Source organism: Indibacter alkaliphilus LW1, assembly GCF_000295935.2.
Taxonomy (GTDB): Bacteria; Bacteroidota; Bacteroidia; order Cytophagales; family Cyclobacteriaceae; genus Indibacter; species Indibacter alkaliphilus.
The window spans coordinates 105,756-130,352 of record NZ_ALWO02000045.1 but is presented as its reverse complement, the minus strand read 5'-3'; the positions used below and the strand labels follow the sequence as shown (position 1 = coordinate 130,352).

Annotated in this window: 23 protein-coding genes; 9 read left to right on the top strand and 14 right to left on the bottom strand. The window is 38.5% G+C overall.

Going from position 1 to position 24,597, the window contains the following annotated elements; genetic code table 11:
* Positions 1–27: 27 nt before the first annotated feature.
* From A33Q_RS16375 to A33Q_RS16365, 3 genes are all read right to left on the bottom strand, one after another.
* Complete coding sequence (locus A33Q_RS16375) at positions 28–648, bottom strand: Crp/Fnr family transcriptional regulator (protein ID WP_009033742.1); 621 nt, start codon at positions 646–648, stop codon at positions 28–30.
* A gap of 42 nt (positions 649–690) precedes the next feature.
* Positions 691–2,082: an MATE family efflux transporter gene (locus A33Q_RS16370; RefSeq protein WP_009033743.1), complete on the bottom strand. Its 1,392-nt coding sequence runs from the start codon at positions 2,080–2,082 to the stop codon at positions 691–693.
* A gap of 174 nt (positions 2,083–2,256) precedes the next feature.
* The gene (locus A33Q_RS16365; RefSeq protein ID WP_009033744.1) at positions 2,257–2,850 is read right to left on the bottom strand and encodes a riboflavin synthase; all 594 of its coding nucleotides are present in this window, start codon (positions 2,848–2,850) and stop codon (positions 2,257–2,259) included.
* A gap of 125 nt (positions 2,851–2,975) precedes the next feature.
* Between A33Q_RS16365 and A33Q_RS16360 the strand changes: the two genes are divergently transcribed.
* The 5 genes from A33Q_RS16360 (at position 2,976) to A33Q_RS16340 (ending at position 6,247) form a co-directional block, all read left to right on the top strand.
* Positions 2,976–3,632, top strand: a complete 657-nt coding sequence (locus tag A33Q_RS16360; RefSeq protein WP_009033745.1) for a protein-L-isoaspartate(D-aspartate) O-methyltransferase — start codon at positions 2,976–2,978, stop codon at positions 3,630–3,632.
* Positions 3,633–3,713: 81 nt separating this feature from the next.
* Positions 3,714–4,250 (top strand): acyl-CoA thioesterase, encoded by a 537-nt coding sequence (locus A33Q_RS16355; RefSeq protein ID WP_009033746.1) that lies wholly within the window; start codon positions 3,714–3,716, stop codon positions 4,248–4,250.
* Positions 4,251–4,352: 102 nt separating this feature from the next.
* Entirely contained in the window at positions 4,353–4,895 is a 543-nt protein-coding gene (locus A33Q_RS16350; RefSeq protein ID WP_009033747.1) for a hypothetical protein, read from the top strand.
* A gap of 1 nt (position 4,896) precedes the next feature.
* Positions 4,897–5,220 carry a DUF3817 domain-containing protein gene (locus A33Q_RS16345; protein ID WP_009033748.1) on the top strand — a complete coding sequence of 108 codons (324 nt, stop codon included), beginning with the start codon at positions 4,897–4,899 and terminating at the stop codon, positions 5,218–5,220.
* Between the two features lie 4 nt (positions 5,221–5,224).
* The gene (locus A33Q_RS16340; protein WP_009033749.1) at positions 5,225–6,247 is read left to right on the top strand and encodes a hypothetical protein; all 1,023 of its coding nucleotides are present in this window, start codon (positions 5,225–5,227) and stop codon (positions 6,245–6,247) included.
* Positions 6,248–6,251: 4 nt separating this feature from the next.
* On the opposite strand, the gene A33Q_RS22225 is transcribed toward A33Q_RS16340, so the two are convergent.
* The 8 genes from A33Q_RS22225 to alaS form a co-directional block, all read right to left on the bottom strand.
* On the bottom strand, positions 6,252–6,956 hold the full coding sequence (locus tag A33Q_RS22225; RefSeq protein ID WP_160169355.1) for a hypothetical protein: 705 nt from the start codon (positions 6,954–6,956) through the stop codon (positions 6,252–6,254).
* A gap of 421 nt (positions 6,957–7,377) precedes the next feature.
* Entirely contained in the window at positions 7,378–9,831 is a 2,454-nt protein-coding gene (locus A33Q_RS16330) for a leucine-rich repeat domain-containing protein (protein ID WP_009033751.1), read from the bottom strand.
* Positions 9,818–10,657, bottom strand: coding sequence for a hypothetical protein (locus tag A33Q_RS16325; RefSeq protein WP_009033752.1), 840 nt, complete (start codon positions 10,655–10,657; stop codon positions 9,818–9,820). The genes A33Q_RS16330 and A33Q_RS16325 overlap by 14 nt, the downstream gene beginning before the upstream one ends.
* Positions 10,654–11,232 (bottom strand): hypothetical protein, encoded by a 579-nt coding sequence (locus A33Q_RS16320; protein ID WP_009033753.1) that lies wholly within the window; start codon positions 11,230–11,232, stop codon positions 10,654–10,656. Before A33Q_RS16320 ends, A33Q_RS16325 begins: the two co-directional genes overlap by 4 nt.
* A gap of 22 nt (positions 11,233–11,254) precedes the next feature.
* A complete protein-coding gene (locus tag A33Q_RS16315) occupies positions 11,255–11,725 on the bottom strand; it encodes a hypothetical protein (protein WP_040490596.1) in 471 nt (156 codons plus the stop codon).
* Between the two features lie 275 nt (positions 11,726–12,000).
* Positions 12,001–13,116 carry a redoxin domain-containing protein gene (locus tag A33Q_RS16310; protein WP_009033755.1) on the bottom strand — a complete coding sequence of 372 codons (1,116 nt, stop codon included), beginning with the start codon at positions 13,114–13,116 and terminating at the stop codon, positions 12,001–12,003.
* Positions 13,117–13,120: 4 nt separating this feature from the next.
* Positions 13,121–14,581 (bottom strand): Asp-tRNA(Asn)/Glu-tRNA(Gln) amidotransferase subunit GatB, encoded by a 1,461-nt coding sequence (gatB, locus tag A33Q_RS16305; protein ID WP_009033756.1) that lies wholly within the window; start codon positions 14,579–14,581, stop codon positions 13,121–13,123.
* 93 nt (positions 14,582–14,674) lie between these two features.
* Complete coding sequence (gene alaS, locus A33Q_RS16300) at positions 14,675–17,302, bottom strand: alanine--tRNA ligase (protein WP_009033757.1); 2,628 nt, start codon at positions 17,300–17,302, stop codon at positions 14,675–14,677.
* A 118-nt stretch (positions 17,303–17,420) separates the two neighbouring features.
* On the opposite strand from alaS, the gene A33Q_RS16295 reads away from it, so the two are divergent.
* Positions 17,421–18,398 (top strand): M23 family metallopeptidase, encoded by a 978-nt coding sequence (locus A33Q_RS16295; RefSeq protein ID WP_009033758.1) that lies wholly within the window; start codon positions 17,421–17,423, stop codon positions 18,396–18,398.
* A gap of 113 nt (positions 18,399–18,511) precedes the next feature.
* Here the strand turns inward: A33Q_RS16295 and A33Q_RS16290 are convergent, their stop codons facing one another.
* The 3 genes from A33Q_RS16290 to A33Q_RS22010 all read right to left on the bottom strand — a co-directional run bounded on the left by A33Q_RS16290 (position 18,512) and on the right by A33Q_RS22010 (position 20,639).
* Positions 18,512–19,933 (bottom strand): sigma-54-dependent transcriptional regulator, encoded by a 1,422-nt coding sequence (locus A33Q_RS16290; RefSeq protein ID WP_009033759.1) that lies wholly within the window; start codon positions 19,931–19,933, stop codon positions 18,512–18,514.
* 19 nt (positions 19,934–19,952) lie between these two features.
* On the bottom strand, positions 19,953–20,303 hold the full coding sequence (locus tag A33Q_RS16285) for a response regulator (protein WP_009033760.1): 351 nt from the start codon (positions 20,301–20,303) through the stop codon (positions 19,953–19,955).
* A gap of 183 nt (positions 20,304–20,486) precedes the next feature.
* Complete coding sequence (locus A33Q_RS22010) at positions 20,487–20,639, bottom strand: lmo0937 family membrane protein (RefSeq protein WP_009033761.1); 153 nt, start codon at positions 20,637–20,639, stop codon at positions 20,487–20,489.
* Between the two features lie 280 nt (positions 20,640–20,919).
* On the opposite strand from A33Q_RS22010, the gene A33Q_RS16280 reads away from it, so the two are divergent.
* The 3 genes from A33Q_RS16280 to A33Q_RS16270 all read left to right on the top strand — a co-directional run bounded on the left by A33Q_RS16280 (position 20,920) and on the right by A33Q_RS16270 (position 24,515).
* The gene (locus tag A33Q_RS16280) at positions 20,920–22,335 is read left to right on the top strand and encodes a sensor histidine kinase (protein WP_009033762.1); all 1,416 of its coding nucleotides are present in this window, start codon (positions 20,920–20,922) and stop codon (positions 22,333–22,335) included.
* A 272-nt stretch (positions 22,336–22,607) separates the two neighbouring features.
* A complete protein-coding gene (locus tag A33Q_RS16275; protein ID WP_009033763.1) occupies positions 22,608–23,051 on the top strand; it encodes a response regulator in 444 nt (147 codons plus the stop codon).
* A 9-nt stretch (positions 23,052–23,060) separates the two neighbouring features.
* Positions 23,061–24,515, top strand: a complete 1,455-nt coding sequence (locus A33Q_RS16270) for a hybrid sensor histidine kinase/response regulator (RefSeq protein WP_235062812.1) — start codon at positions 23,061–23,063, stop codon at positions 24,513–24,515.
* Positions 24,516–24,597 lie beyond the last annotated feature (82 nt).

Sequence of the window (24,597 nt, the reverse complement as noted above, 5' to 3'; positions counted from 1 at the left end):
ACTGATTTATTAAACTAGCTTAAGAAATCACTTCCTTTTAGCAAGTTTTCTTCTGAGCATACTCAAAAATTCCGGAGTAATACCCAAATATGACGCTATATACTTCTGAGGAATAAGCAGTTCTAATTTCGGATGATTTTTGGCAAAAGTCAGGTATTTTTCCTCTGCTGTAAATGAAATATTTCTGATGATTCTTTTCTGATGACTGACCAAGGAATTTTGAAATAACACTCTAAAATAACCTTCAAAAGCATGGTGTCTTTGGCACAATTGCTCAAAGGATTTTTTTTCCAGCATCAGCACCTCTGTATCAGCCATTGCTTTGATGGTATAAATGGATGGTTCCCCATTCATAAAACTGTTTAGGTCACCAGTCCACCATTTGTCCATTCCAAATTGGATGACATGTTTGAAATCCTTTTCATCGGTAAAAAAAGTCATTAGACACCCCTTTCTGATAAAAATAAACGGACTGTTTAACTGCCCCCTTTCGACAAGGACTTTGTTTTTTCTAAATCTGCATACAGTAACGGATTCGAAAAAATATTTGATCTCCTCTTGACTGAGGGATACATACTGTCTGAGATTATCTATTACATCATCTAAAACCATCAGCGAAATATAAAGCCTTCCTAAGGCTAATTCCAAAAAAAGTGATCAATGGCAATTATTTCAGATCATTTCCAAACTTCAGACCTGTACCAATTTCCAACTTCCCCTATTGAATACCCAAGTACTTACCACTGCATGCAAAGAGTGACTGACAGCTATGGCAATGAATACACCCGTAGCACCCATGCCTAAATATTTGGCCATCAGGTAAGCAAATGGAATCTGGAAACCCCACAGCACAGCAAGATTAATGATTGTAGGTGTTTTTGTATCTCCAGCTCCATTGAGAGACTGGCTCATAACCATCCCATATCCAAAAAACACATATCCGAGACAAATGATGATCAAACCATTTCTACCGACTTCAATCACATCTGACTCTTGATTGAAAATCCCGATAAAAAAGCCCGCCCCCGCTATAAATACAATAGCACATACACCTAGAAAAATTGCGGTCAGGTGTGCACTAAACCAGGCAGACTTTTCAGCACGTGCCGGTTCCAAAGCACCAAGATTTTGCCCGACCAGTGTAGCAGAGGCATTCGCAAGTCCGAATGCAGGCAAAATGGCAAATATAATCAACCTGATAGCTATGGTATAACCCGCCAAAGCCGAAGAACCTGATTCAGAAACAATTCGCATCAGAAAAATCCAGGAAGCTGACTCTATCAAAAACTGTCCCATCCCCCCAGATGCTACTTTGAGAATTGTCAATACAGTTTTCCATTTTAGCTGAAAGCTTTCCCAATAAAATTTGATCACAGAGGAACCCTTAAAAAGAACATAAAGCTGAAACAAAACTCCGATTCCTCTACCTGTAGTAGTTGCCCAAGCAGCACCTTCCAATCCCATGGCAGGAACAGGCCCCAAGCCAAAAATCAATATTGGGTCTAATACAATATTGAATCCATTGGCTATCCATAACGCTTTCATCGCAATCGCTGCATTTCCTGCTCCACGGAATATTCCATTAATCAGGAAAAGCAACATGACACAGACATTCCCTCCAAAAATAATTTGTGTGTAGCGGTAGCCTGAGTTGATTACTTCTGTTTCTCCTCCCATCAAAGCCAACATATTCCGCGCTTGCCAAACACCTATAACAGCCACAGCAATTGCAAACAAAGAACAAACCATAATGGCCTGAAATGCAGCTTTAGATGCCTCCTTGGGTTTCTTCTCTCCTATTCTTCGGGCAACAATAGCAGTTGCAGCCATGCTTAGGCCAATAGCTATGGAATAAATGATTGTCAGTACAGACTCAGTCAATCCAACAGTAGCTACAGCAAAAACTCCCAGTTTGCCTACGAAAAAGATATCTACCACTGCAAATAGAGACTCCATTACCATTTCTAAAATCATAGGAATAGAAAGGTAAAACACAGCCTTTTTGATACTGATTTGTGTAAAGTCCTCCTCGAGGCCTTTGACAGCTTTCTTAAAATGAAATATAAAGGATCGGAATGTCATAATATGAAGGATTGAAATGCAACTAAATAGGTTGCATCCATAGGGTGCAGACCAGCTTAGAAATACCGAAAAATTGATTATGCCTTCATAATGACACAAATTTGAAATAAATTATCTAAAGTTGGAAATTAATTCTTTAAAAATGATATCAAATTTTCAAAGAATAGGAACAACTTAATTTTCGTAGCCCCTGATAATCCTCTGAATATATTTTCCTACAATATCAAACTCAAGATTTACTTCATCGCCCACCTTCAGTTCGTGGAAATTGGTATGTTCGTAGGTATAAGGAATGATAGCCACAGTAAAACTCCCGTTCTTTGAGTTGAAACAGGTCAAGCTTGTCCCATTAATGGTAATGGAACCTTTTTCTACTGTCACATTGCCAAAAGATCTATCGTAAGAAAAATTAAAAAGCCAAGAACCGTCCTGATTGACAATGCTTTCGACCCTACCTGTTTGATCTACGTGGCCTTGAACTATATGACCGTCAAACCTCCCATTTGCAGGCATACATCGCTCTAGATTAACTTTTTTTCCTGATTCCCATGCCTTCAGGTTTGTTTTTCTCAGCGTTTCATCGATAGCAGTCACTCTGTAAATATCAGCATCTATGGCTACTACTGTCAGGCAAACGCCATTATGAGATACCGATTGATCAATTTTCAATTCTCCCGTGATCGAAGACTTTATGTCGAAATGGACATTACTTCCCTCTATGGTGGTATTTACTACTGTACCAACAGTTTCAACTATTCCGGTAAACATTTTTTTTATCCTAAAATCCAATATTTCAGCCCTTAATCTTTAGGCACTGCATTTAGGCTCAAAATAAGCCAATTTATCCCTTAACTTAGCAATCCAATCAAAAGTTTCTAAAGCCATAAACCCGCATGTTGAAATTAGACGACAGCTATCGCCACAAAGGACAGCGCAAAGAATTAGTAAAGACGCTGAGCAAAAAGGGAATAAAAGATGAAGCTGTATTGAATGCTATCAATACCCTGCCCAGGCACTTTTTTTTTGATACAGCCTTAGGATCACATGCTTATGAAGACAAGGCCTTCCCTATAGGAGAAGGGCAGACCATATCCCAACCTTACACAGTGGCATTCCAAACTGAACTTTTGCAGGTCAAACCAGGGGATAAAGTATTGGAAATCGGAACCGGATCCGGATACCAAGGTTCAATTTTACACATTTTAGGTGCCGAAGTACATACCATTGAATATCAAAAAAAACTGTACGACCGAACGAGAAAATTCCTTACAAAATTGGGAATCAACCTTCATTTTTATTTCGGTGATGGATCCCAAGGACTTCCTTCCCAGGCTCCTTTCGATAAAATTCTCGTCACCGCTGGAGCTCCCATTGTTCCAAATTCACTGTTGAAGCAATTGAAAATAGGTGGAATTTTGGTAATCCCTGTAGGAGACAGGAAAACCCAAAAAATGCTCAGACTTACCAAAAAAACCACTACCAAGATCATTAAAGAAGAATTTGCCAACTTTGCTTTTGTTCCCTTACTGGGAGCAGACGGATGGAGATGACAGAATTTTATTTTGATATACTTCTCCCAAAACAAGAACTAAAAGGAATTATTTTGTATTTTTACAAAAAATAAAGTTTTTATGACCAAGAAAAAGCATGTCAGCCAATCTGAAGTAGTAATGACCGAAATGGTCCTGCCAAATGACACCAATACCCTCAATAATTTAATGGGTGGAAAATTGATGCATTGGATGGATATAGTAGCAGCTATCGCTGCTCAAAAACATTCCAACAGAATTGTTGTCACTGCAGCTGCTGACAGTATATCTTTCAAGCACCCTATAGCACTTGGCAATGTAGTAACACTTAAAGCACAAGTAACCAGGGCATTTAATTCATCGATGGAAGTATTCATTGAAGTATGGGCCGAGGATATTCCTGCCAACAAAAAGATCCAGACCCACAGGGCATTTTTCACTTTTGTAGCGGTAGATCAAAACGGAAGACCAATTGAAGTACCTGAAGTAATTCCTAGTAAGCCGGAAGAGGTAGAACTGTATGAAGGTGCTTTGAGAAGAAGGCAATTGAGGCTGGTATTGGCTAAGAGAATGGATCCAAAAGATGCCGTCGAGTTGAAATCTATATTTGATCTTGACAATAAGAAAGAAACGAAATGATAATCGAATCCCGATAAGAATTGCTTGGGCAATGATATCGGGATTTTTTTTTAAGCTTAGCTTTATATTGGAAAGCCACGATTTTTTAATGAATTTAGGCTCATGGAAAGTCAGAACTTACATTATTTAAGTCTATTCTTGGACCAGGAAATTTACCTTATGCCTGAGGACAGAGATTCTCTGAGCAAACAAGCAGATTCACAAGTTCTTACTGAAAGTTCTGTGGAACAAATCCCTGAAGAAGAAGTAGAAGAAAAATTAGAACTGGAGTATCAGGGTGGTTTTGAGAAAGGAATTCTTGTAGTATTTGAAGGAAAGGAATTGGAGAAGGAGCATCATGATCTCCTGTTCAACATTCTGAACGCTGTCAACTGTTCCTTGAAAGATGTAGCGCTCTGTAGTGATATGAGCCTAAACCTTGTTTCTCCAGACTACATTTCAAATATGGCCCCCAATAAAGTCATCATATTTGGAAACATTCACCATGACATCATCAGTTTAAAAAAGAAAGATTACAGTATACTTCAGGAGGAAGGAACTGAATATCTTTTTGCCGATGGATTAAAAACAATTTCTGAAGATAAAAATTTAAAAAGAGCACTATGGACTGCTCTTCAGGTCCTTTTCAATATTACAGGTAAATAAAATGACGCAGCAAACAGAAAAAGCCATTTGGTTAAAAAGATTTAAGATCATCAGCATAATAGAGGGAATTTCATTTTTGCTTTTATTATTTGTAGCCATGCCCATGAAGTACATGCTTGATATGCCACTTGCAGTCACTTATGTAGGCTGGGCTCATGGGGTTTTGTTTGTTATATATATTTACATAGTCTTTCCGACAGCCAAAAAAGTAGGATGGGACTTTACCAAGACCTTATTCGCTTTGATCGCTTCAGTGCTGCCATTTGGACCATTTATTTTTGACAGGTATTTGACTAAAAAAGAAAAAGAAATGGCTTCTTCTTGATATCATGGCGTTAATCAGCAAAAAAAAGGTCATTTATCCCATCAGTCTGGAGTTGAGAAGGTATCTCCAGAAATATGGAAGAGAGGTGGGTTTCCCCATTCATTACAATGACCTTTTGCGCTACAACAGTTCGATTCCACTTTACGATTACAAAGGCAATGATACGTTATGGGAGACTGTTTTTTATTCCGAAACTGATCGCGAGGAAATCCATTACAATGTAAAAAACATTTATGCATTGCTAAAAGCTGAAGGTGATATGTCTGTGATGGAGCACCTATATGTAGACAGGATTGACCTTTGTATCTATGGAAATACCCAACCTTTTAGAGTTCGTATTGTCAACAGAATCAATGATAACTTCGATTATTTTTATGTAAAAAATGCAGATGCATCAAGGGTTTATGGTCTGGAATTAGAACATTTGCTTTCACCGAACAGGATAAGCTATTTGGTTCATGAAAATACCCTGATAGAAGAGCATATTGCGGGGATACCAGGAGAGCAATTTATGCGACAACAGATCAATGATCCATTGCTCAATCCCATCAGACTCGCCAAAGAATTTGTCAAATTCAATGAGCGCTGTTTCGTAAGGCTCTTGGGAGATATGCATTCCTCCAATTTTGTAATCGATGTAACTCCTGATTTTGAAGAAACCCATTACAGGATCAGGGCAATTGACTTTGACCAACAATCCTACGAGGGAAAGAAGTCTATATACCTCCCCCAATACTTCAAACAAAACAATGCACTGATACAGCTGGGAGTCAAGCATATCACTCCTGAATCCATGTTGCAATATCAACGTGAGGAAAGAGCGCTGATTGCAACAAGACTCAAAAGCTCCCCCATGGAAATTGAAGACATCCTCGAAAGCATGGAAAGGGATATTATTTCTCTACCTGAAAATATTGACAGTCTTAAAACCGACTTGGCTAGGCACTACAAGAATGATAATTTTTTCAAGTGCCGTAATATGGGCGAAATCCTTAGAATGAGTTTGGAACAAGTTTTTAAAAGATAGAACTTTAGTCTACCAAAGGAATTAAAACAGGAGTCCAGCCTGCCCTAGGTTCAATGTCTTTGGGTACTGAGATCGTGGCACTAAATCGTTCGGTATCACTTTTATTATTGTAGTGGGTCAGCAATGTATTGTTGAAATGAAAGGTTATCCTATCCTCCAATACATTCACATAAAGATAGTCTTCTTCCCTGTTATCACGGGTGTATGAATCATATTCCCGTGAGCCTTTGGTCTCCTCATCAATAAATTTTATCACCATACCATACCCCCCAGTAGCACTTATAGCACCGCTTATTTTGTATTTACCGGATTCTTTGGGAATCTCACCGTTGACCTTCAAAGCTACCATACTTCTTTGATTTGAGCTGTATATCATAAACCAATGCTCATTGACGGCTGGAGAATGGATCAAATCAACATAAGCCATCACAATGGGGCTTTGCCCTGCTGCAATCAAGGTATTGTGCTCAGCTACAGTGTCAGGAAACTCAGCATTCTCTTCATCCTGTTCTTCTTGCTCTTCTTCCGGCTGTTCTTCTTCATTTTCCTCTTCTTGTTCCTCTGGCTCCTCTTCATCAACTTCCTGCTCATCAGGTTTTTCCTGAACAGGATCTTCTACTTTAGGATCTTCCACCAAGGGCTCATCGCCTTCTACGCAGGCAAAGCACATTATTCCGGCAAGCAGATAAATAAAAATTTTGTTTTTCATGTGTCTATAACTGTTTTTTAATGGTTTTAACTTTTCCCGATTTACAAGAATGGAATCCTTGACTACCGGCAGGTAGGTTGCATGATTGATAGTCATACTGGTTTATGTGGACTACACCATGCTCTATGACATAAGTGTTTAGATAGTTTTACAAAGTTCACTTGATACACCAAAGGAAAGACAGGAAAGGGACCTAAAATCACAGATCCTCCTTTTGGTATATAAAGTATGATCATACTCGATTACAGAAATTTGATTTTCAAAACTAGAGGAATGAACGCTTTGATATAATACCCTGAGCACTGTAAAAAACAATCAGTGCTAGCACGGATAAAAAAAGACAGCACCTCTGGTTGGGATGCTGTCAATATTATTTCAAAAGAATTGTTGTTTTTTGATAAAGGTATTCCAAGCTAGTCCTTTAATAGTAAAGCACTTCACAACCTGGGTTTTGCTTACGGAAATTATCTACTGTTCTTCTATTAATGCGGGTATTAAAGCAAGTTAGCTTTTCCAAGCTGCCAAGACTTTGTACTTGCTTCAGTGACCTAACATTGGTATTAGAAATATCCAAAACTTTTAAATTTCTAAAACTTTCCAGCCCTCTTAAGACCTTAATGTTGGTTCCTGCAAGATGGAGCTCTTCCAATTCGTTCAATTCTGACATCCCCCTTAGATCATCTACACCAGTACTACTTAGGTCCAAAACACGAAGATTTCGCAATGATTTCAATACAGAAGGATCTGTAAAAGGTGATTGGGTGATGGAAAGTGTTCTTAGCAATTCCAATTCACCTAATGTGGAGAAATCTGTTACAGGTACATTATGAATTCTTAACTCCCTTAAATTAACAAATACAAGAATTGGTCTCAGCGTGGAAATGGCGGCTCTTTCAATCGCGAATTCGGAACTTGAAGTCCATCTGTGTAAAGTTTCTGTATCAGGCTCTTCTGAAGCATTGAAATAGGATTGCATCAAGGATTTCCACCTATCTTCCAGATTTTCCCACCAACTTGAAAGAATGGATGTTCTGTAAATCAAATGGAGATCTGGCATCAACTCTAAAATTTCCGGCACTTCATTTTCCTCTATCGGAGCTGTATCCACATTCAAATATTCCAACTTTTTCAATCCAAATAGATCAGTCAATGTAGCAACTTCAGCTTTGGAGAAATCCAGATAAACTAGCTCTGACAAGTTAGCCAAAGGTTGTAAATTTTTTACTTTAGTATTTTTACCGGATATACTAACAAGGGTTCTGATATCAGTTAGAGGTGCCAAATCCTGAATTTCAGTATCATCAAAATTGAGATGATTGATTTTTCTGAACTTCAAAACAGGCCCCAAGGTCATGATTGCTGAACCTGAAATATCCAAAGAATCAACTCCAATGGCATAAGTCAGACTTTCTACAGTGGGTGTGCTTTTCTTGAGTTCAGGATTGATTTCCCCCAAGACCAAACGCCAAGCTTCAGGCAATCCTTCCCACCATGTCTGTAGGTTTTCTACATGATGCATCAAGAGCACCCTCCTGTTTCTTCTGGAAAAAATATCCGCACTTGCCTCAGAGATCCGGGTTCTATCAGCATAAACTCGCTGAAGAGCATTTTTGTCATTCAATGGACTGATATCGGAAATCTCAGTTTGATTGATATTGATCACCTTTAAGTTAGGTAACTCCGCCAATGGACTTATGTCAACAATATTAGTTTCCTGAAGGTTGATCTCTTCAAGGCTTTCCAAAGTGTTGAGCATTTCAAAGTTAATCAGGTAATTATTACTAATATCCAAATACTTCAAGTCCTTCAATTCATTGATATTTTCGATGTTATTGAAGCCACTTTCTTTCAAATACAAGTATCTCAGTGATTCGAAAGAATTCAAAATGCCAAAGCTCATGATTGGTGTTTTCTCAGCTTTCAAGGTATGCAATTGCTTGAGGCTTCCCAGTTCGCTAAGATCTTGGATTTCTGTGTTTGAAATATCCAGAATAGTGAGTTTATCGGAGTATTTGATAAACTGTATATCCTTTGTTGAGGTATTGGCTATATTCAGATAAGTCAAAAAAGTCACATTACTGATGGGGTTAAGTTCTGTGATTCTTGTGTTGCTGATATCAATATATTTCAAGTCCCTCAATGCCTCTATGGGCTCTAGATCTACTACATACTGATTTCCAGCCAGATTGATACTATCAATTGAACTGATTTTGTACAAATGGTCTAATGTCACAGAATCTTCTTCACTGAGTCCGATTTTTGAACGGAAATATGATTCCCAAGTATATGAAAGTGAGCCCCACCATTCACTCAACTCTTCGTCTCTGCTGAGCTTAGTAGTGTACATGCTGGCAATTTTCAATTCATTGGACTTTTTGTCCACATTGACTTCGACAAACCTTTGCTTGGTATTGGATATTTTCTCCTTATTGAGCCCTACTGCTTCCAAGGTCCGGTCCATGGAAACCAAAAAAGAAAGTTCCCCATTATCTCTTTCAAAAGGCTTTACTTCCCTGATTTTGAATTTGAAATTGGCATCTTTGAAAAAAAACTCAATATCCTTCAGGTAAGCTGTAATGTCTTTGTTGGTAATTACTTTTCGATCGAGCAACAGGTCATCTTCAACCTGAACTTTCCCATCTCTGAAAATTTTCATGTAGCTCTCCCTGATAATCACGTCTTTGTCTCTGGCGGGCGTATCCTTACTCCCTACAGTATTGAAGAAGTATTCCAGAAATTTGATCTGGTCCTCAACTTTTTGGCCAAGGTCTTTGACCTCCGACTTGGAATAGCCGGCAATATCCTGGGCAAACGTATGCACAGCACTTCCCAAGAAAATAAGGGAAAGTAAGAAAAGTGTCCTATTTCTGATCATAGATATACTTTTGAATAGATTCTTTGTCACCTGGCTTTAATCTGACCAAGTTACTGATCAACCATCCGGTATTGAATCCAGGTCTATTGAACTGATTGAGTTCAAAATACCAATTGTTGACTTGAAAGAAATGAAATTTCACATCTTGTATTGTTTCAAATTTGATGCTACCTTTTTTCATTTCATAAAGAAAAAGTGTCAAATAATCAGGTGTGTACTCTTTGGAAGTATAGGCTTCCGGAGTATCTGAATCCTGAAAAGCTTTTCTCAGATTCATAAACCCAAGTTCATGACTCAATGGATGGAGGAATCCTTTTCCATCTCCCTGAGGTTTTTTGAAAATATCTTTAAAAGGCTGAAAAACAACCTTATCTATCACCCATTCATAGCCCAACCCTTCCGGTTGAATTTTCATAAACAAAGTGACGTTTTCTCTTTTTCCTTTGTACATGAAAACGGCGCTAACTTCTGCAAACCAGTCTTCTCTGTGAAAGTGGATGTATTGAGGGTATTGTTCAGAAAGTACTTCGTTGAGGAACTGCTTTTTGGTGTCAGCATCTACTGAAGAGGTTTCATTATCGAAAAGGATACTGATAAATTTTCCTCGAAGCTCTCTGTCTCGATAGAGGGGATCTCCTTCGTAATAGCGCTTATCACCTTCTATAGATTCTTCAGCATTAAAGCGCCTGAAAAATTGATTTACTTGTTTGGTGGAAGCTGCAAACCTTCCATCATCTTTGGGTTGGCCGGGGCTGTATAAACCTTGCCCCGACGCCAACTCAAATGATAATATACTAACTAATGTAATTAGGATTAATTTTCTCATGCGGAGGTTTCAGTCACTCTGATATCACCAAGCATCACATCCCAGAATTCGATGGTTCTACCTGCAATCTGAGTTTGCTTTTTCTCGACATAAATAGTGATGTCCTTTTTGGTGGTATCTCTGTAGTTTAGGCCACTTTCCAAAGAAGTACCTTCAAATCTTTGATATACGGTAACTACACCAACATATCTTCCGTCAGGTTGTCTTTCCAGATCAGAAATATAATGGATATCATACCAGGTAATGTTTACTCTGTCGTAGTTCAAGGCCATCAATCTCTCGAAGTACCTTCTTACTTTGTAATAAGCGATGTCTCTTCTGCTCAAAGAGGAAACGCCCATTTCAGCATCTGGAGCAAAAAGCTCTTCTGCCCTATCCATTACTCTATTAGCTTCAGAAAACTGTGTTTCTTTGCTACCGATGATGGAGATATATTTAGAAAGATCTTTTACTTTCTCCAAAGCAAGGGAGTCAATTGCCTGCTTTCTTGCAGGGCTGATATTGTCAGACTGTGCTAGGGATACAGCTGAAGTTGCCAAAAACAACAACAGAAATAGAGGGATATATTTTTTCATGATAATTTATGATTTCAGGATTTTATTTTTTACGACGTAGTTCAAGCTCAGAAACTCTCCCATTGTTATCTAATCGAATATCGGAGATAAAGTTTAAGTTCTTTTTGGTGTCTTTAAGATAGTTGAGGTATTTGTTGATGGTGGTAGGCTCATCGTAATCCTTGATACCGTTTTCTTCATAAATCACAATCAAAACAGGAGTATCCTGATTTGAAAACATTCCCATAGCTTCAGTAATGGTTCTGTTTGCTGTGTCAGTGTTAGAAGAGTTGGCAACACTGTTGAAATAATTCTCAAGCTTTCCAACTGCTACTTCTTCTGCTGAAGGTTGTGGTGCTGCAGGTGCTGGCGCAGGTGCAGCTTCCTCAACAGGTGCTGGCTCGGGTGCAGCAGCTACCTTTTTCTTACTTTTACAAGCGCCCATGGCTAACATGCCAAACAAGGCCAAGGTCAACAACCTGCTAAGGGATGATTGGGTGGATCTTTTTTTCATTTTTGATTTAATTGTTTTTTGGTTTTCTTTTTGGTAACCGGTTCCACTTCTAGCAAAAAGCATTCCATAGAACTTTAGGTTATTGAGCGATTAAGGATTTTTAAGAACTTCTTTTAATACTCAGGGATTTACCTGCTCCTCCGATCAATGGCGCAAATGTAAATGAAAATTCCAATTATTTTCACAAAGAAATTTTGAGGAAATTAAAATTATTTTTTCACTTAAAAAAGTCATGCTGGCTTCAACATGACTTGATCAAACAATAACTTTAAATATCAATTGAAAATCTCCTTTAATTTATTTTCAAGCGATGGGCCTCTCAAATCTTTTGCAATTATTTTACCTTCAGGATCAAGCATATAAGTCGCTGGTATCGCATTGATCTGATAAATAGAGGCAGCTTCTGAATTGAAATACTTCAAATCGGAAACATGCGTCCAGGTAAGGTTATCATCTGCAATGGCTTTTACCCAAGCATCCTTGGTTCTGTCCAAAGAAACTCCGAATACTTCAAATCCCTGATCTTTATATTCATTGTAAAGTCTTACTACATTTGGATTTTCTTCCCTACAGGGTCTGCACCATGCAGCCCAAAAATCAATCAACACATATTTTCCTCTCAAGTCTGAAAGATTGATCATTTCCCCATCCGGGTTGGGTAAGGAAATCTCCGGAGCAGGTTGCCCTACCGCCAATATTCGCATATCCTCAAGTTGAGCAGCCAAATTTTGAACGGCTTTGAAGTCAGGGTATTTTTCAGATAACTTGGTAACCGTTTCATCCAAAAATTCAAAATCAGATTTAGGGTTGATCATCGCAAACGACTGCAGAGCAGCAAAACTTCCATCCATGGACCGGACCAATTCTTTCACCCTATTGGCATGATCCTCCTCCAGTTGCATAGCATCTTGTTGAACTCTTTTGATTTTTTCCTGATCCCTTTCCTTCATCGCTTCCATATACACATTGTTCAGGTAATTGATGGTTCCCTGATACTCTGACATAAGCGCATTGATTTGCTGAAGGTATTGTGAGTCTTCTGAGCCTTCTACTTTGAGACTGGTATCGTCAGCGAAATTATAATTGATATGAACATCCTGATCATAGAGGGCCAATTTCACTTCTTTATTTCCCATCAGATTCAGTAGGTAAAATCCCGGTCCATCTAAAATCAAGTTGTACTCAAACTTTCCATTGCTGCCCACAGGAATTTCTGCAATCTGTTGTGGAGTATCTTCATCGATGTATGCCAAGACTACGGGACCATCTTGATGATTTTCCAACTCTCCGGATATTTTGACCTTCCCGTCAAAACTTCTTTTGCTTTCTTGCTTACAGGCAAATACAGCCATACAAAAGAGCAGCAATAAGATATTTGCTATATTTTTCATGTTCTCAATTGTCTAAGATTTCTGCCAATAATTTTGTAGCTACTTTAGGGTCTGCTTTACCATGGGACTTTTTCATAACCTGGCCCATAAACATCCCCATCAAGCCTTTTTTACCAGAACGGTATTCTGCGACTTTTGCTTCATTTTCAGCCAAAACACTTTCAATAATAGGCAAAAGACTTCCTTCATCACTTTCCTGAATCAAATTGAGGTTCTGAGCAATCGTCAAAGGAGATTGCTCTCTTTCCTTTAGCATTACAGGATAAATTTTCTGTGTAGCAACAGAGAAATTGACTTTCCCTTCATCTATCAGTGAAATCAGTTGGGCCAGTCTCTCAGGACTGATAGGGAAATCAGAAATATGCAAAGTTAATTCATTCAGGTAGGATTTGACCGGACCCATCATCAGATTGGATGCTGCCTTGTAGTTTTTGGTAAGCTTACAAAGCCCTTCAAAATAAAGTGCTATTTCTTTAGAATCTGTCAATACTCCCGCATCATATTCAGGAAGTCCAAACTCATTCACGAATTTATGGTGCAGTTCTCTAGGCAAAGATGGCATAGACACTTTGATGCTTTCAAGCCATTCTTCAGATACGACAACCGGGCTTAAATCAGGCTCAGGGAAATACCTATAATCATTCAGATCCTCTTTTGTACGCATACTCGCTGTGGTACCTGTAGTTGCATCAAATGTTCTGGTCTCAGATATAATCTCCACTCCCTTTTCTATCAGCTCAATCTGCCTTTCATATTCGTATTCAATGGCACGGGATACATTCCGGAAAGAGTTCATATTTTTGACCTCTACTTTTTTCCCATATTCTTTTTCTCCTCTGATCCTGACAGAAATATTAGCATCACATCTCAGAGAACCTTCTTCCATATTTCCATCGCAGATATCAAGGTACCGGACGAGTTTTTTGATTTCTACCAAATAGGCATAAGCTTCTTCTGATGACCTGATATCAGGCTCAGAGACAATCTCAATCAGAGGTACACCTGCTCTATTGAAATCGACCAAAGTATCTACCTCACCGGCCAAGTGCATGGATTTCCCTGCATCTTCCTCCATATGTATTCTCGTCAGAGCTATTGATTTTTTGGTGCCATCGGATAAAGAAACAGGAACTTCGCCCCCAACACAAATAGGATCTTTGTCCTGTGTGATCTGATATCCTTTAGGAAGATCCGGATAAAAGTAATTTTTTCGGGCAAAGATATTTTTACGTGTGATTTGAGAATTACATGCTAATCCCATTTTAACTGCAAACTCTACAGCTTTTCTGTTGACTTTAGGTAAGGTTCCCGGGTGGCCTAAGGTAAGCACTGAAATATGTGTGTTGGGCAAGTTACCATACTCTGTTGAGTCAGTAGCGTACATTTTGGACTTGGTAAGCAACTGTGCGTGTACTTCCAAGCCCACTACTAATTCGTATTTATCTTTAATTTCTGCTGAAAGCATGTTTTTTATAATCTCGTGTTGTTCTATGAAATTTGTTTCAAAAATGGACGCTTCTAACGCTAAAAGCAAATTGAAATGTGTTTAATGGAATTTTTACTTTCCGAAAATCTCCTCTGCTTTCGCAATAACATTGGATAATCCTGATAGGTTCTTACCTCCAGCAGTTGCAAAGAAAGGCTGTCCACCTCCCCCACCTTGGATTTCTTTGGCAAGTTCCCTTACTGTATTACCTGCATTGAAGCCTTTTTCTTTAACCAATGCTTCATCGATGATTACTGCTATTTGAGGTTTCCCGTCAATATCTGCGGCAATAACTGCCAATAGGTTTTCCAATTCATTTTTTAATTCGAAAGCAAGTTTTTTCAATGCATCTGCTGAAGGAAGTGTCACGGAAGCTGCAATAAATTTGTACCCGTTCACTTCTTTCACTGTTTTAATCAGGTCGGCTTTCAGGACTCCTGCCTGTTTGCTATGCAAGGATTCAATTTCCTTTTTCAAGTCGTTCCTTTCTACCAAAAGGCTTTCCAGAGACTTCTTAAGGTCTCTTGGATTTTTGAGCATTTCCTGAATTTCACGGATCAAATTCAATTGACCCTGAATATAATTTTCAGCTCCTTTTCCAGTGATGGCTTCAATCCTACGGACTCCGGCTGATATCGACCCCTCTGAAACTATCTTAAACAAGCCTATCATCCCAGTAGCCTGCACGTGTGTACCACCACATAGTTCTACCGAAAACCCTTTATCAAATGTAATCACACGGACAAAATCCCCATATTTTTCGCCAAAAAGTGCGGTAGCTCCCTGCTTTTTGGCCTCGTCTATAGGAATATTTCTTTGCTCATCCAATGCTATGTTCTCCCTGATTTTAGCATTAACGATTGCTTCCACTTCAGCTATTTCTTCCTCAGTCATTTTGGCAAAATGAGAAAAATCAAACCTTAAAAGTTCCTCATTGACCAAAGACCCTTTCTGCTGTACGTGCTCACCCAAAACTTGTTTGAGGGCGGCATGCAATAGATGTGTTGCAGTATGGTTGTTCATGGAAGCTTTTCTTTTCCCAGCATCTACTTCCGAATAAAAAGTCGCTGAAGCATCCTTTGGAAGTTTGTCTACAAAATGAACAATCAGGTCGTTTTCTTTCTTGGTATCCAAAACCCTGATGCTTTCTTGATCCGACTTTAACCATCCCTGATCTCCTACCTGTCCACCGCTTTCTGCATAAAAAGGTGTTTTATCCAGAACGATCTGGAAGCGGTCTCCTTTTTTATCCTTGATTTTACGATACTTTGTGATATTGCTTTGGGAGGTAAGAAAATCATACCCGATAAACTCTACACCTTCTTCAGCTCTAACAGCCACCCAATCTCCTGTTTCCTGTTCTGCTGCAGCTCTTGATCTGGTTTTCTGTTTTTCCATTTCCACAGCAAACCCTTTCTCATCCACAGAAAGGCCGTTTTCGCGGGCGATCAATGAGGTAAGGTCAAGGGGAAAACCATAGGTATCGTATAGCTCAAATGCAACTTTTCCAGAAATGATCCTATCATGTTTTTGGGAAAGCTCCTCTTTGATCTGCTCAAGTTTTTTCAGTCCATTATCCAAGGTCCTGAGGAAGGAAGCTTCTTCTTCCATAATCACTTTGGTAATAAAATCCTCCTGAGATGCTACCTCAGGAAATATCTCACCAAAATTCTCAGCCAATAAAGGCATCAATTCAAATATAAATGGCTTTTGAAAACCCAAAAATGTATACCCATAGCGTACCGCTCTCCTGAGTATTCTCCGAATGACATAGCCGGCCTTGTTATTGGAAGGTAACTGCCCGTCCGCTATGGTAAATGCGATTGCCCGAATATGGTCTACAATCACACGCATGGCAATATCTATTTTTTCATTTTCCCCATAAGTTTTACCGGATTTACTCTCAAGTTGAGCGATAAAAGGGGTGAAAATATCAGTGTCGTAATTAGATGGCTTTTGCTGAATGGCTCGAACAAGACGCTCAAAGCCCATCCCTGTATCAACGTGCTTTGCCGGAAGTTCTTTGAGAGAACCATCAGATAGCCTATTGAATTGCATGAATACCAAGTTCCATATTTCAATTACCTGTGGATGATCATTGTTGACCAAGTCATAGCCTGATTGGGCCTTCCTCTCTTCATTAGATCTCAGGTCGATATGGATTTCAGAACAAGGACCGCATGGACCGGTATCGCCCATTTCCCAGAAATTGTCCTTTTTGCTCCCGAATAAGATTCTATCTTCAGAAACTATTCCCTTCCAAAGGTCAAAAGCTTCTTTGTCCTGTTCCAAACCATCTTCCACATCTCCACCAAATACTGAGACATATAATCTATCTTGGGGAAGTTTAAAAACGTCTGTCAACAACTCCCAAGCCCATTCGATGGCCTCTTTTTTGAAATAATCGCCAAAAGACCAGTTCCCCAGCATTTCAAACATGGTATGATGGTAGGTGTCTACACCCACTTCCTCCAGGTCATTGTGCTTGCCTGAAACTCTTAGACACTTTTGGCTGTTAGCTACCCTCGTGACCTTCGCCTGTTCATTGCCAAGAAAGAAATCCTTAAATTGATTCATGCCGGCATTGGTAAACATCAGCGTAGGATCATTCTTGACAACTATGGGAGATGATTTGACAAATTGGTGTTGCTTGGATTTGAAAAACTCAATAAAAGTACTTCTGATTTGTTTGGCTTCCATGTAAGCTTTTGAGTATGTTCGGATTGTACGGATAATTATCTATCTTTGCGGACTTTGGAGCTTTACCACCTCAGCCCATAGGGGCTACAAAATTAGAATAATTAGCCTGCAAATTGTAATGAGTAGAATAAAATATTACTACGACGCTAAAACCTGTAAATACGAAAGATACAAAAGAAGCAAATGGGACATCCTTCTCAATGGACTGGGATTCCTTTCTTTGGCTTCCATTCTCGCTACTGTATTTATCATAGGTTTCAACCTGTATTTTGACAGTCCCAAAGAGCTTATGCTCAAAAGAGAAAACAAGGAGATGAAGCTTTATCTTGAGCTTTTGGAAGAAGAAGTAGGGAAAATGAATGAAATGCTTGCTGACCTTCAACAGCGGGATGACAATCTCTACAGAATAATCTTTGAATCTGAACCTATTGCTCCTGAAATCAGAAAAGCAGGTATTGGGGGAACAGATAGGTATAAAGATATCAAAGAAAAAGGACTGAACCAGGAAAAATTGATCGTTTCGATTCATTCCAAAATTGATGCTGTGAAAAGGAAAATGTATGTTCAATCCAAAAGTTATGATGAAGTGACAGAACTCGCTCTTAGAAAAGAAGAGTATTGGGCATCTGTACCGGCTATTCAGCCTATCCTTAATGAAAATTTAAACTTACTGGCCTCAGGATTCGGAATGCGTGTGCACCCCATTCTAAAAGTGAGAAAACTACATACTGGAGTGGACTTCGCTGCTCCGAAAGGAACCCCGATTTATGCCACAGGTGATGGAATTGTAAAAACTGCCAAAACTGTTTTCGGAGGGTATGGTAAATACATCGAAATTGATCATGGTTTTGGATTTGTAACCAGATATGCCCACATGAATGATTTCAAAGTACGTCGCGGACAGAGAGTAAAAAGAGGAGATCAAATAGGTACAGTTGGAAATACTGGTTCTTCAACCGCTCCTCATGTGCATTATGAAGTCATCAAGGATGACAAATTCGTCAACCCTGTTCAGTATTTTTTCAAAGGTTTAACGCCAGAAGAGTATGACAAAATATTGGAATTAGCCTCTAGAGAAAATCAATCCCTATCCTAGGGATTATTTTTAGTGAATAGATTTACTAAAGTCTTCTTTCAAGGATTGCCCTAGTGCAAAAATATAAAAGTTTAAAAGCCCTGATTCAGGGCTTTTTCATTTTTGGTTGAATGCTACGCAATATTGTGAAGCTTAATTTTATTGAATAGTGTTTTTCTATCTATACCGAGCTGTTTGGCTGCTTTGGTTTTGTTATACTGATTTTCCAGTAGGGCTTTCTTGATTGCCTCTGCTTCAGCATTGGCTGCAATCACTTTCAAATCCGCCGGTTCTTCCTGTAAATGCTCTGCAACATGACTATTTTCAGGGATTCCTGGATCCTCTTCTTTAAAAGCAAACTTTTGAGCATGGACCACTTCATGCGGAATAGCAGTCAGTCCCACTTCTTCCCCATCGGTCAGCAACAATGATCTTCGGATAATATTTCTCATCTCCCTAAGGTTTCCCGGCCACTCATACTGGTTAAAAAGATCTGAAACTTCCTTTGAAAAACCTTTAACTTCTTTATTCAACTCTTGATTGGCTTTTTCCAGAAAATGAGATGCAAACAACATGATGTCCTTTCCTCTTTTGCGAAGCGGGGGAACATTGATGGTGAATTCATTGAACCTGTAAAAAAGATCTTCTCTGAATTTGCCTTTCGCTACAGCTTCTTTGAGGTTTTCGTTTGAAGCCACGATTATTCTGACATCTATATTTTTGTCTTTGACCCCTCCTATTCTTCTTAGTTTTTTCTCCTGAACCAATCGAAGTAATCCAACCTGGATGTCGTATGAAAGATTGGCTATCTCATCCAGAAAAATTGTCCCACCATCTGCTAATTCAAATTGACCCGCCTTTGAAGCCAGAGCACCTGTAAAGGCCCCCTTCTCATGCCCCCAAAGTTCACTCCCCGCGAGGTCTCTTGTCAGTGCACCACAATCAATCGCAATAAAAGGCATATCCTTTCTTTCACTCAAGTCATGAATTGTCCTGGCAATATTTTCCTTTCCGGCTCCGCTTTCTCCGTAAATTATGACCGAGAAATTTGTAGGGGCTACCAGAGAAACTTCCTTAAAGAGATTTTTTGAAGCGCTGTCTTTACCCCAAATGTACTCTGTATCTCCTTTTGGTGTTTTGGTGATTTTACTTTCAGAATGCTTTGTATCCTTACTGACAACAGCAGGTTTCTCCGTCGGTGTATTTATAGCCCGATCAATCAAGCTGAGGATTTCATCAGGTATCAAAGGTTTGACTACATAATCAAAAGCTCCCTTCTTCATAACTTCCACAGCTACCCTTACATCTGAATATCCAGTAATGATAGCCAGTTTGGTATCGGGTGAGATTTCTTTGACAGCCTGAAGAATGTCCGGTCCTTCAATATCCCGAAGTTTAAAATCACAGAGGATCAGATCAAACTTTTCCTTTTTGACCATTTCCAAGCCCGTTTCCCCACTCAGGGTTGTTTCGACATCATGACCTTTTTTGGTCAGAAATCTTTTGAGCAAATTACAAATATCAAGGTTATCGTCTATTACTAATATTTTAGCCATAAATAGGGGAATTGTTATGTCAATTTACTAATTGGTTTATTTCATCCAAAGAAAAAGGTTTACTCAAAAAAGCTTCAGCACCCAGTGATTGAGCTTGGGTTCTTATATTCTCATGATCAAAAGCACTCATCATAATGACTGATAAGGTGGGTTGAGTGTTTTTAAATTCCGGTAATGTTTGCAAACCGTTCCCGTCAGGCAGATTCACATCCAGAAATAAAAACTCAGGTTTAATGTCTTTAAGTTGGTCAATTCCTTCAGTAAGGCTGCCAGCAGTATGCACTTCAAACCCCTTTCTTTTTAGGAATCTGGACAACAAATTCAAAATACCTACCTCATCATCTATAATCAAAACTACCCTTTTTCCCATCTAGCTATTCAAACTTGTTTTTCCGAATTAATTCGTTTCGACAATTAACACATCTCTTTGCCTACAAGCAAAGATTTCTTTAGATAAAATGGAGCCAAAAGTCAAGACCAAGACTTTTGGCCTCATATTTATATATACCTCAACCGGTTAAAAGCACCGATTGTATTATTGGCACTACAATTCCTACACTCTTCTCCCTGAGATGACCCTAAAGAGAATTGAAATGATAGCCAAAACCAATAGAATGTGGATTAAGCCACCCACACTGTAAACAAAAGCTCCGAACAACCATCCGATAACTAAAATAACTGCGATTAAATACAATAAATTTCCCATCGTTTTTATATTTAAAGTTTAAATAATATTTGAATAATTATTTCCAATATTGGTGCCCAAAGTAAAAAATCAGCAATTAGGCTACTTAAAGGCTTTTCCTGACTTTTTACATTATTCCACAAGTTGTTTGTGGGGAAAGCAAACCCCACAATGCGGACAAAACCGAGTTTTAATAAAAATTCCTTTGTAAAAAAATACCAAGGTTATTTATAAGCTAAGTTGTTTTGAAGTCCAAGACTGATAAAGATACCTCTGGCCATGAATTCTAAATTATTTATAAATGGATAAAATTAAATCCTTCACCATCCTTACGCTCCTCCTGATTATACTTTGTGGAAGTATTTCCATTTATGTATTGTATAGAATTAAGAGTATTCATAAAATAAGTGCTCAAACTGAACAATTGGTAATCCAGACGAATGACATCCATACCAAAGTCCTGGAAAACGAAATTGCCATATTGAGTTTTGCAACCACCTATGATTCTTCATTCTTGGACAGTATTCATGTCAGAAAATCAGCAATTCTCAAAAAAATAGATACACTAAGGTCTATAACCCAATCAATGGATCAAAACCAGGTTTTGATAGATAGCCTGCAAGCAAGTATCAGTGAACGTCATCAGGTCTTTGAAAGCGCTTTGTCTCAAAATCCTGGACCAGAGCAGTTTTTGAATTATGTACAAAAACATAGAAAAGAGAATTTTTTGAAATTCGGACAAAAAATTAAAGCACAGAATAATTCTATTCTACTAAAGCAACAGGAATCTTTACAACAAAGAGAACAAGGTCTGATAAACAACCTCAATGTACTTTCCATCATCATCTTTGCAGTGGCATTGATTGCAGTGGCAGCAGTATTTTTAAGTTTCAATGCATTTTCGGGATACAAGCGACAACAAGAAAAGGCAAATGCACAGCTAGCAGAGTACAAAGAATTACTTGAGGAACAAGTCAATCAACTGAACCTTTCCAATAAAGAGCTGGAACAGTTTGCCTACGTGGCTTCACATGATCTACAAGAGCCCTTACGGAAAATCACTTCTTTTAATGATTTACTACAGGAGCAGTACAAAGACCAATTGGAAGGTGAAGGCAAACTTTATTTGGAACGCATAGCATTTGCTGCGAACAGGATGCGAAAGCTCATCACCGACCTCTTGGAGTATAGCCGTGCAGGAAGACATAAAGAGAAAGAAGAAATTTTGGATCTTAAAACTGTAGCAGAAGAAGTGATGGATGACTTATACATTCTGATCTTGGAAAAAAATGCCAAAATAAATATCGAAAGCTTGCCGAATATTCTGGGTACTTACTCAGATTGGAGAACTATTTTCCAAAATCTGCTAAGCAATGCAATCAAATTTGCAAAGTCTGGTATTGATCCGGTTATTAATATTCAAACAGAAATTGCATCGGAGAAACTGATCCATGAACATGTCATTGAGCCTGACCCAGAAGTCAAGTATTATCATATTCAGATAAGCGACAATGGTATAGGTTTTAACCCGGAATACGCAGAAAGGATATTTATCATTTTCCAAAGACTCTATGGGAAGGATGTCTATGAAGGTACCGGTATAGGCTTGGCTGTTTGTAAAAAAATTCTGGACAAACTTGGAGGGAGCATCTTCGCTGTATCCCAAGAAGGAGAAGGTGCTACCTTTCACTTATTGGTGCCGGATTACAAAAAATGAGCTTGATTGGGTAAAAAACTTCTTTTAAAAGAAGCCCATTCAAACATAAGCAACCAACTACCTAAAACCTGAAATAATAAGGAATTACAAGTAAAAGAAAGGATATATTACTTTAAGTTTACTTTAATTTTCTTCGAAAAGGATAACTTAAAAAGAATAAAATTAAATCTAAACACATAATCAATTGTAATTTTAAATTTCAAATATAGTTTGACATAGTATTCTTTCATATTATTGTTAACTTTGAATCTTTCCCAAACCCAACTACTGACATGAGAGCAGAAAAAATTATGAATATCCTGGTTGCAGAAGACGACATTGACGATAGACTTCTGATTACAAAAGCTTTCAAAGAATCCTTTGACAAAGCAAATTTGATCTGTGTAGAAAATGGAGAGATTCTTTTACAATATCTCAAAAGGCAAGGCAAATTTCAAGACATAGAAAAGTATCCTTTGCCTCAATTGATATTATTGGATTTGAACATGCCCAAAAAGGACGGAAGAGAAGCCTTGGTAGAAATAAAGTCCGATACGGAACTGAAGAAAATACCTGTGATTGTTTTTACTACTTCCAAACTGGAAGATGATATCAAAGCCACATACAGCAGTGGTACCAATAGCTATATCACCAAGCCAGGAACTTTTGATGGGTTACTTTCAATAGGCAAGGAATTGGAAACTTATTGGGCAAAAACCGTATTATTACCGGACTGATAACCAACCTTGTCAACGTCTATGGAGGAAAACAGGAAGAAAGTCTTATACGTGGATGATGATCCGGATGACTTTTTACTCATCGAAAAGATGCTCAAAGGTTACAAAACCATCACTTTTGAGTTGACTCATGCCAAAAGCTTCAATGAAACCCAAAATCTGTTGAATGAAAGATTTGATGCTTATTTGGTTGACTACAGGCTAGGTGCAGAATCCGGAATAGATGTTTTAGGTCTGATCAAGAAGAATCAAAAACACGCACCTGTTATCATTCTCACAGGTATGGAAAATGGCCAAGTTGACAACCAGGCCATGGAATCAGGCGCTTCTGATTATTTGGTAAAGGGGGCATTTGACTCTCAGATGCTTGGCAGGACAATAAGATATGCCATAAGGGATGCTGAATTGCATGAAAGTCTTGAAATAGCCGGTAGAAAGTTTAAAAACATCTTTGAAAAGGCAGCTGATCCAATTATCCTGGTCAACAAGGATTCATTGATCATAGACTTCAACCCTTCTTTTTCCCAGAAGTTTGATTACAATCCTAAAAACAAGGATTTTTTCCCTTTCTATTTTATTGATCTTTTGGTTGAAAATCAGGATAAGGAAAAGCTCAAAGATATTCTTAGCACTGATCTTGACATTCTGGATTTTGAAGCAAAAATCAAAATAGGAACAGATAAGGTAATCCTTGCCATCATTTCTATAGTCACCAATGAAGGAAATGACGGCCTTTTCCAGCTGATGATCAAAGACCTCACAGGGTTAAAAATCCGGGATGAAGAACTTTACAACCTGAGGAGGTTTTCATCAACAGGAAGGATTGCCAGACTGCTGGCACATGAAGTCAAAAACCCTTTGACAACAATTCTTCTATCCGCCGAACAGCTTGGCTACGAATTGCCTGATCAAGTCAAGGAAGAAAGCGGGGACTTGTTGGACACCATCAAGAAAAACTGCGGAAGAATCAATCAATTGATTACTGAATTGCTGGATTCAACTAGGTTTACGGAATTGGAAGCCCAAAGATATCCTTTGAATGACATTCTGGAAGAGGCCATAGAAACAGTTGAGGATAGAATTGAGCTAAAGAAAATAAAATTGATCAAGCAGCTCTCTCCGGAAATTGGCGATGTAAATGTAGATGTAGGGAAAGTAAAGATTGCTTTTGTCAACATTATGGTCAACGCTATTGAGGCTTTGGATTGTGAGTTTGGTATATTGAAAATCAAATCAAGTAATAAAGCTGACAAATGTGTAGTGGAAATTTCAGACAATGGGGTGGGGATTCCTCAAGAAAACCTAGACCGATTATTTGAGCCTTTCTACACCAGCAAACCTACCGGTTCCGGACTTGGATTGACCAATACCCAAAATATCATTTATAGCCATGGAGGTACAATTCGGGTTCAAAGTAAAGAAGGTATGGGCACAACATTCTTTATTTCCTTGGATTGTATCTGATCTCGATTGAAAGCCTAATGTAAATGCGAAAGCCTAGAGCAAATGATTTTTGAAGTAGGAAATCTTTTATTCAAAAAGATTT

Coding starts and splice junctions, on each gene's coding strand:
- A33Q_RS16370 (WP_009033743.1), bottom strand. CDS start 2,082: ATGACATTCCGATCCTTTATATTTCATTTTAAGAAAGCTGTCAAAGGC.
- A33Q_RS16365 (WP_009033744.1), bottom strand. CDS start 2,850: ATGTTTACCGGAATAGTTGAAACTGTTGGTACAGTAGTAAATACCACC.
- A33Q_RS16360 (WP_009033745.1), top strand. CDS start 2,976: ATGTTGAAATTAGACGACAGCTATCGCCACAAAGGACAGCGCAAAGAA.
- A33Q_RS16355 (WP_009033746.1), top strand. CDS start 3,714: ATGACCAAGAAAAAGCATGTCAGCCAATCTGAAGTAGTAATGACCGAA.
- A33Q_RS16350 (WP_009033747.1), top strand. CDS start 4,353: ATGGAAAGTCAGAACTTACATTATTTAAGTCTATTCTTGGACCAGGAA.
- A33Q_RS16345 (WP_009033748.1), top strand. CDS start 4,897: ATGACGCAGCAAACAGAAAAAGCCATTTGGTTAAAAAGATTTAAGATC.
- A33Q_RS16340 (WP_009033749.1), top strand. CDS start 5,225: ATGGCGTTAATCAGCAAAAAAAAGGTCATTTATCCCATCAGTCTGGAG.
- A33Q_RS22225 (WP_160169355.1), bottom strand. CDS start 6,956: ATGAAAAACAAAATTTTTATTTATCTGCTTGCCGGAATAATGTGCTTT.
- A33Q_RS16330 (WP_009033751.1), bottom strand. CDS start 9,831: ATGATCAGAAATAGGACACTTTTCTTACTTTCCCTTATTTTCTTGGGA.
- A33Q_RS16325 (WP_009033752.1), bottom strand. CDS start 10,657: ATGAGAAAATTAATCCTAATTACATTAGTTAGTATATTATCATTTGAG.
- A33Q_RS16320 (WP_009033753.1), bottom strand. CDS start 11,232: ATGAAAAAATATATCCCTCTATTTCTGTTGTTGTTTTTGGCAACTTCA.
- A33Q_RS16315 (WP_040490596.1), bottom strand. CDS start 11,725: ATGAAAAAAAGATCCACCCAATCATCCCTTAGCAGGTTGTTGACCTTG.
- A33Q_RS16310 (WP_009033755.1), bottom strand. CDS start 13,116: ATGAAAAATATAGCAAATATCTTATTGCTGCTCTTTTGTATGGCTGTA.
- gatB (WP_009033756.1), bottom strand. CDS start 14,581: ATGCTTTCAGCAGAAATTAAAGATAAATACGAATTAGTAGTGGGCTTG.
- alaS (WP_009033757.1), bottom strand. CDS start 17,302: ATGGAAGCCAAACAAATCAGAAGTACTTTTATTGAGTTTTTCAAATCC.
- A33Q_RS16295 (WP_009033758.1), top strand. CDS start 17,421: ATGAGTAGAATAAAATATTACTACGACGCTAAAACCTGTAAATACGAA.
- A33Q_RS16290 (WP_009033759.1), bottom strand. CDS start 19,933: ATGGCTAAAATATTAGTAATAGACGATAACCTTGATATTTGTAATTTG.
- A33Q_RS16285 (WP_009033760.1), bottom strand. CDS start 20,303: ATGGGAAAAAGGGTAGTTTTGATTATAGATGATGAGGTAGGTATTTTG.
- A33Q_RS22010 (WP_009033761.1), bottom strand. CDS start 20,639: ATGGGAAATTTATTGTATTTAATCGCAGTTATTTTAGTTATCGGATGG.
- A33Q_RS16280 (WP_009033762.1), top strand. CDS start 20,920: ATGGATAAAATTAAATCCTTCACCATCCTTACGCTCCTCCTGATTATA.
- A33Q_RS16275 (WP_009033763.1), top strand. CDS start 22,608: ATGAGAGCAGAAAAAATTATGAATATCCTGGTTGCAGAAGACGACATT.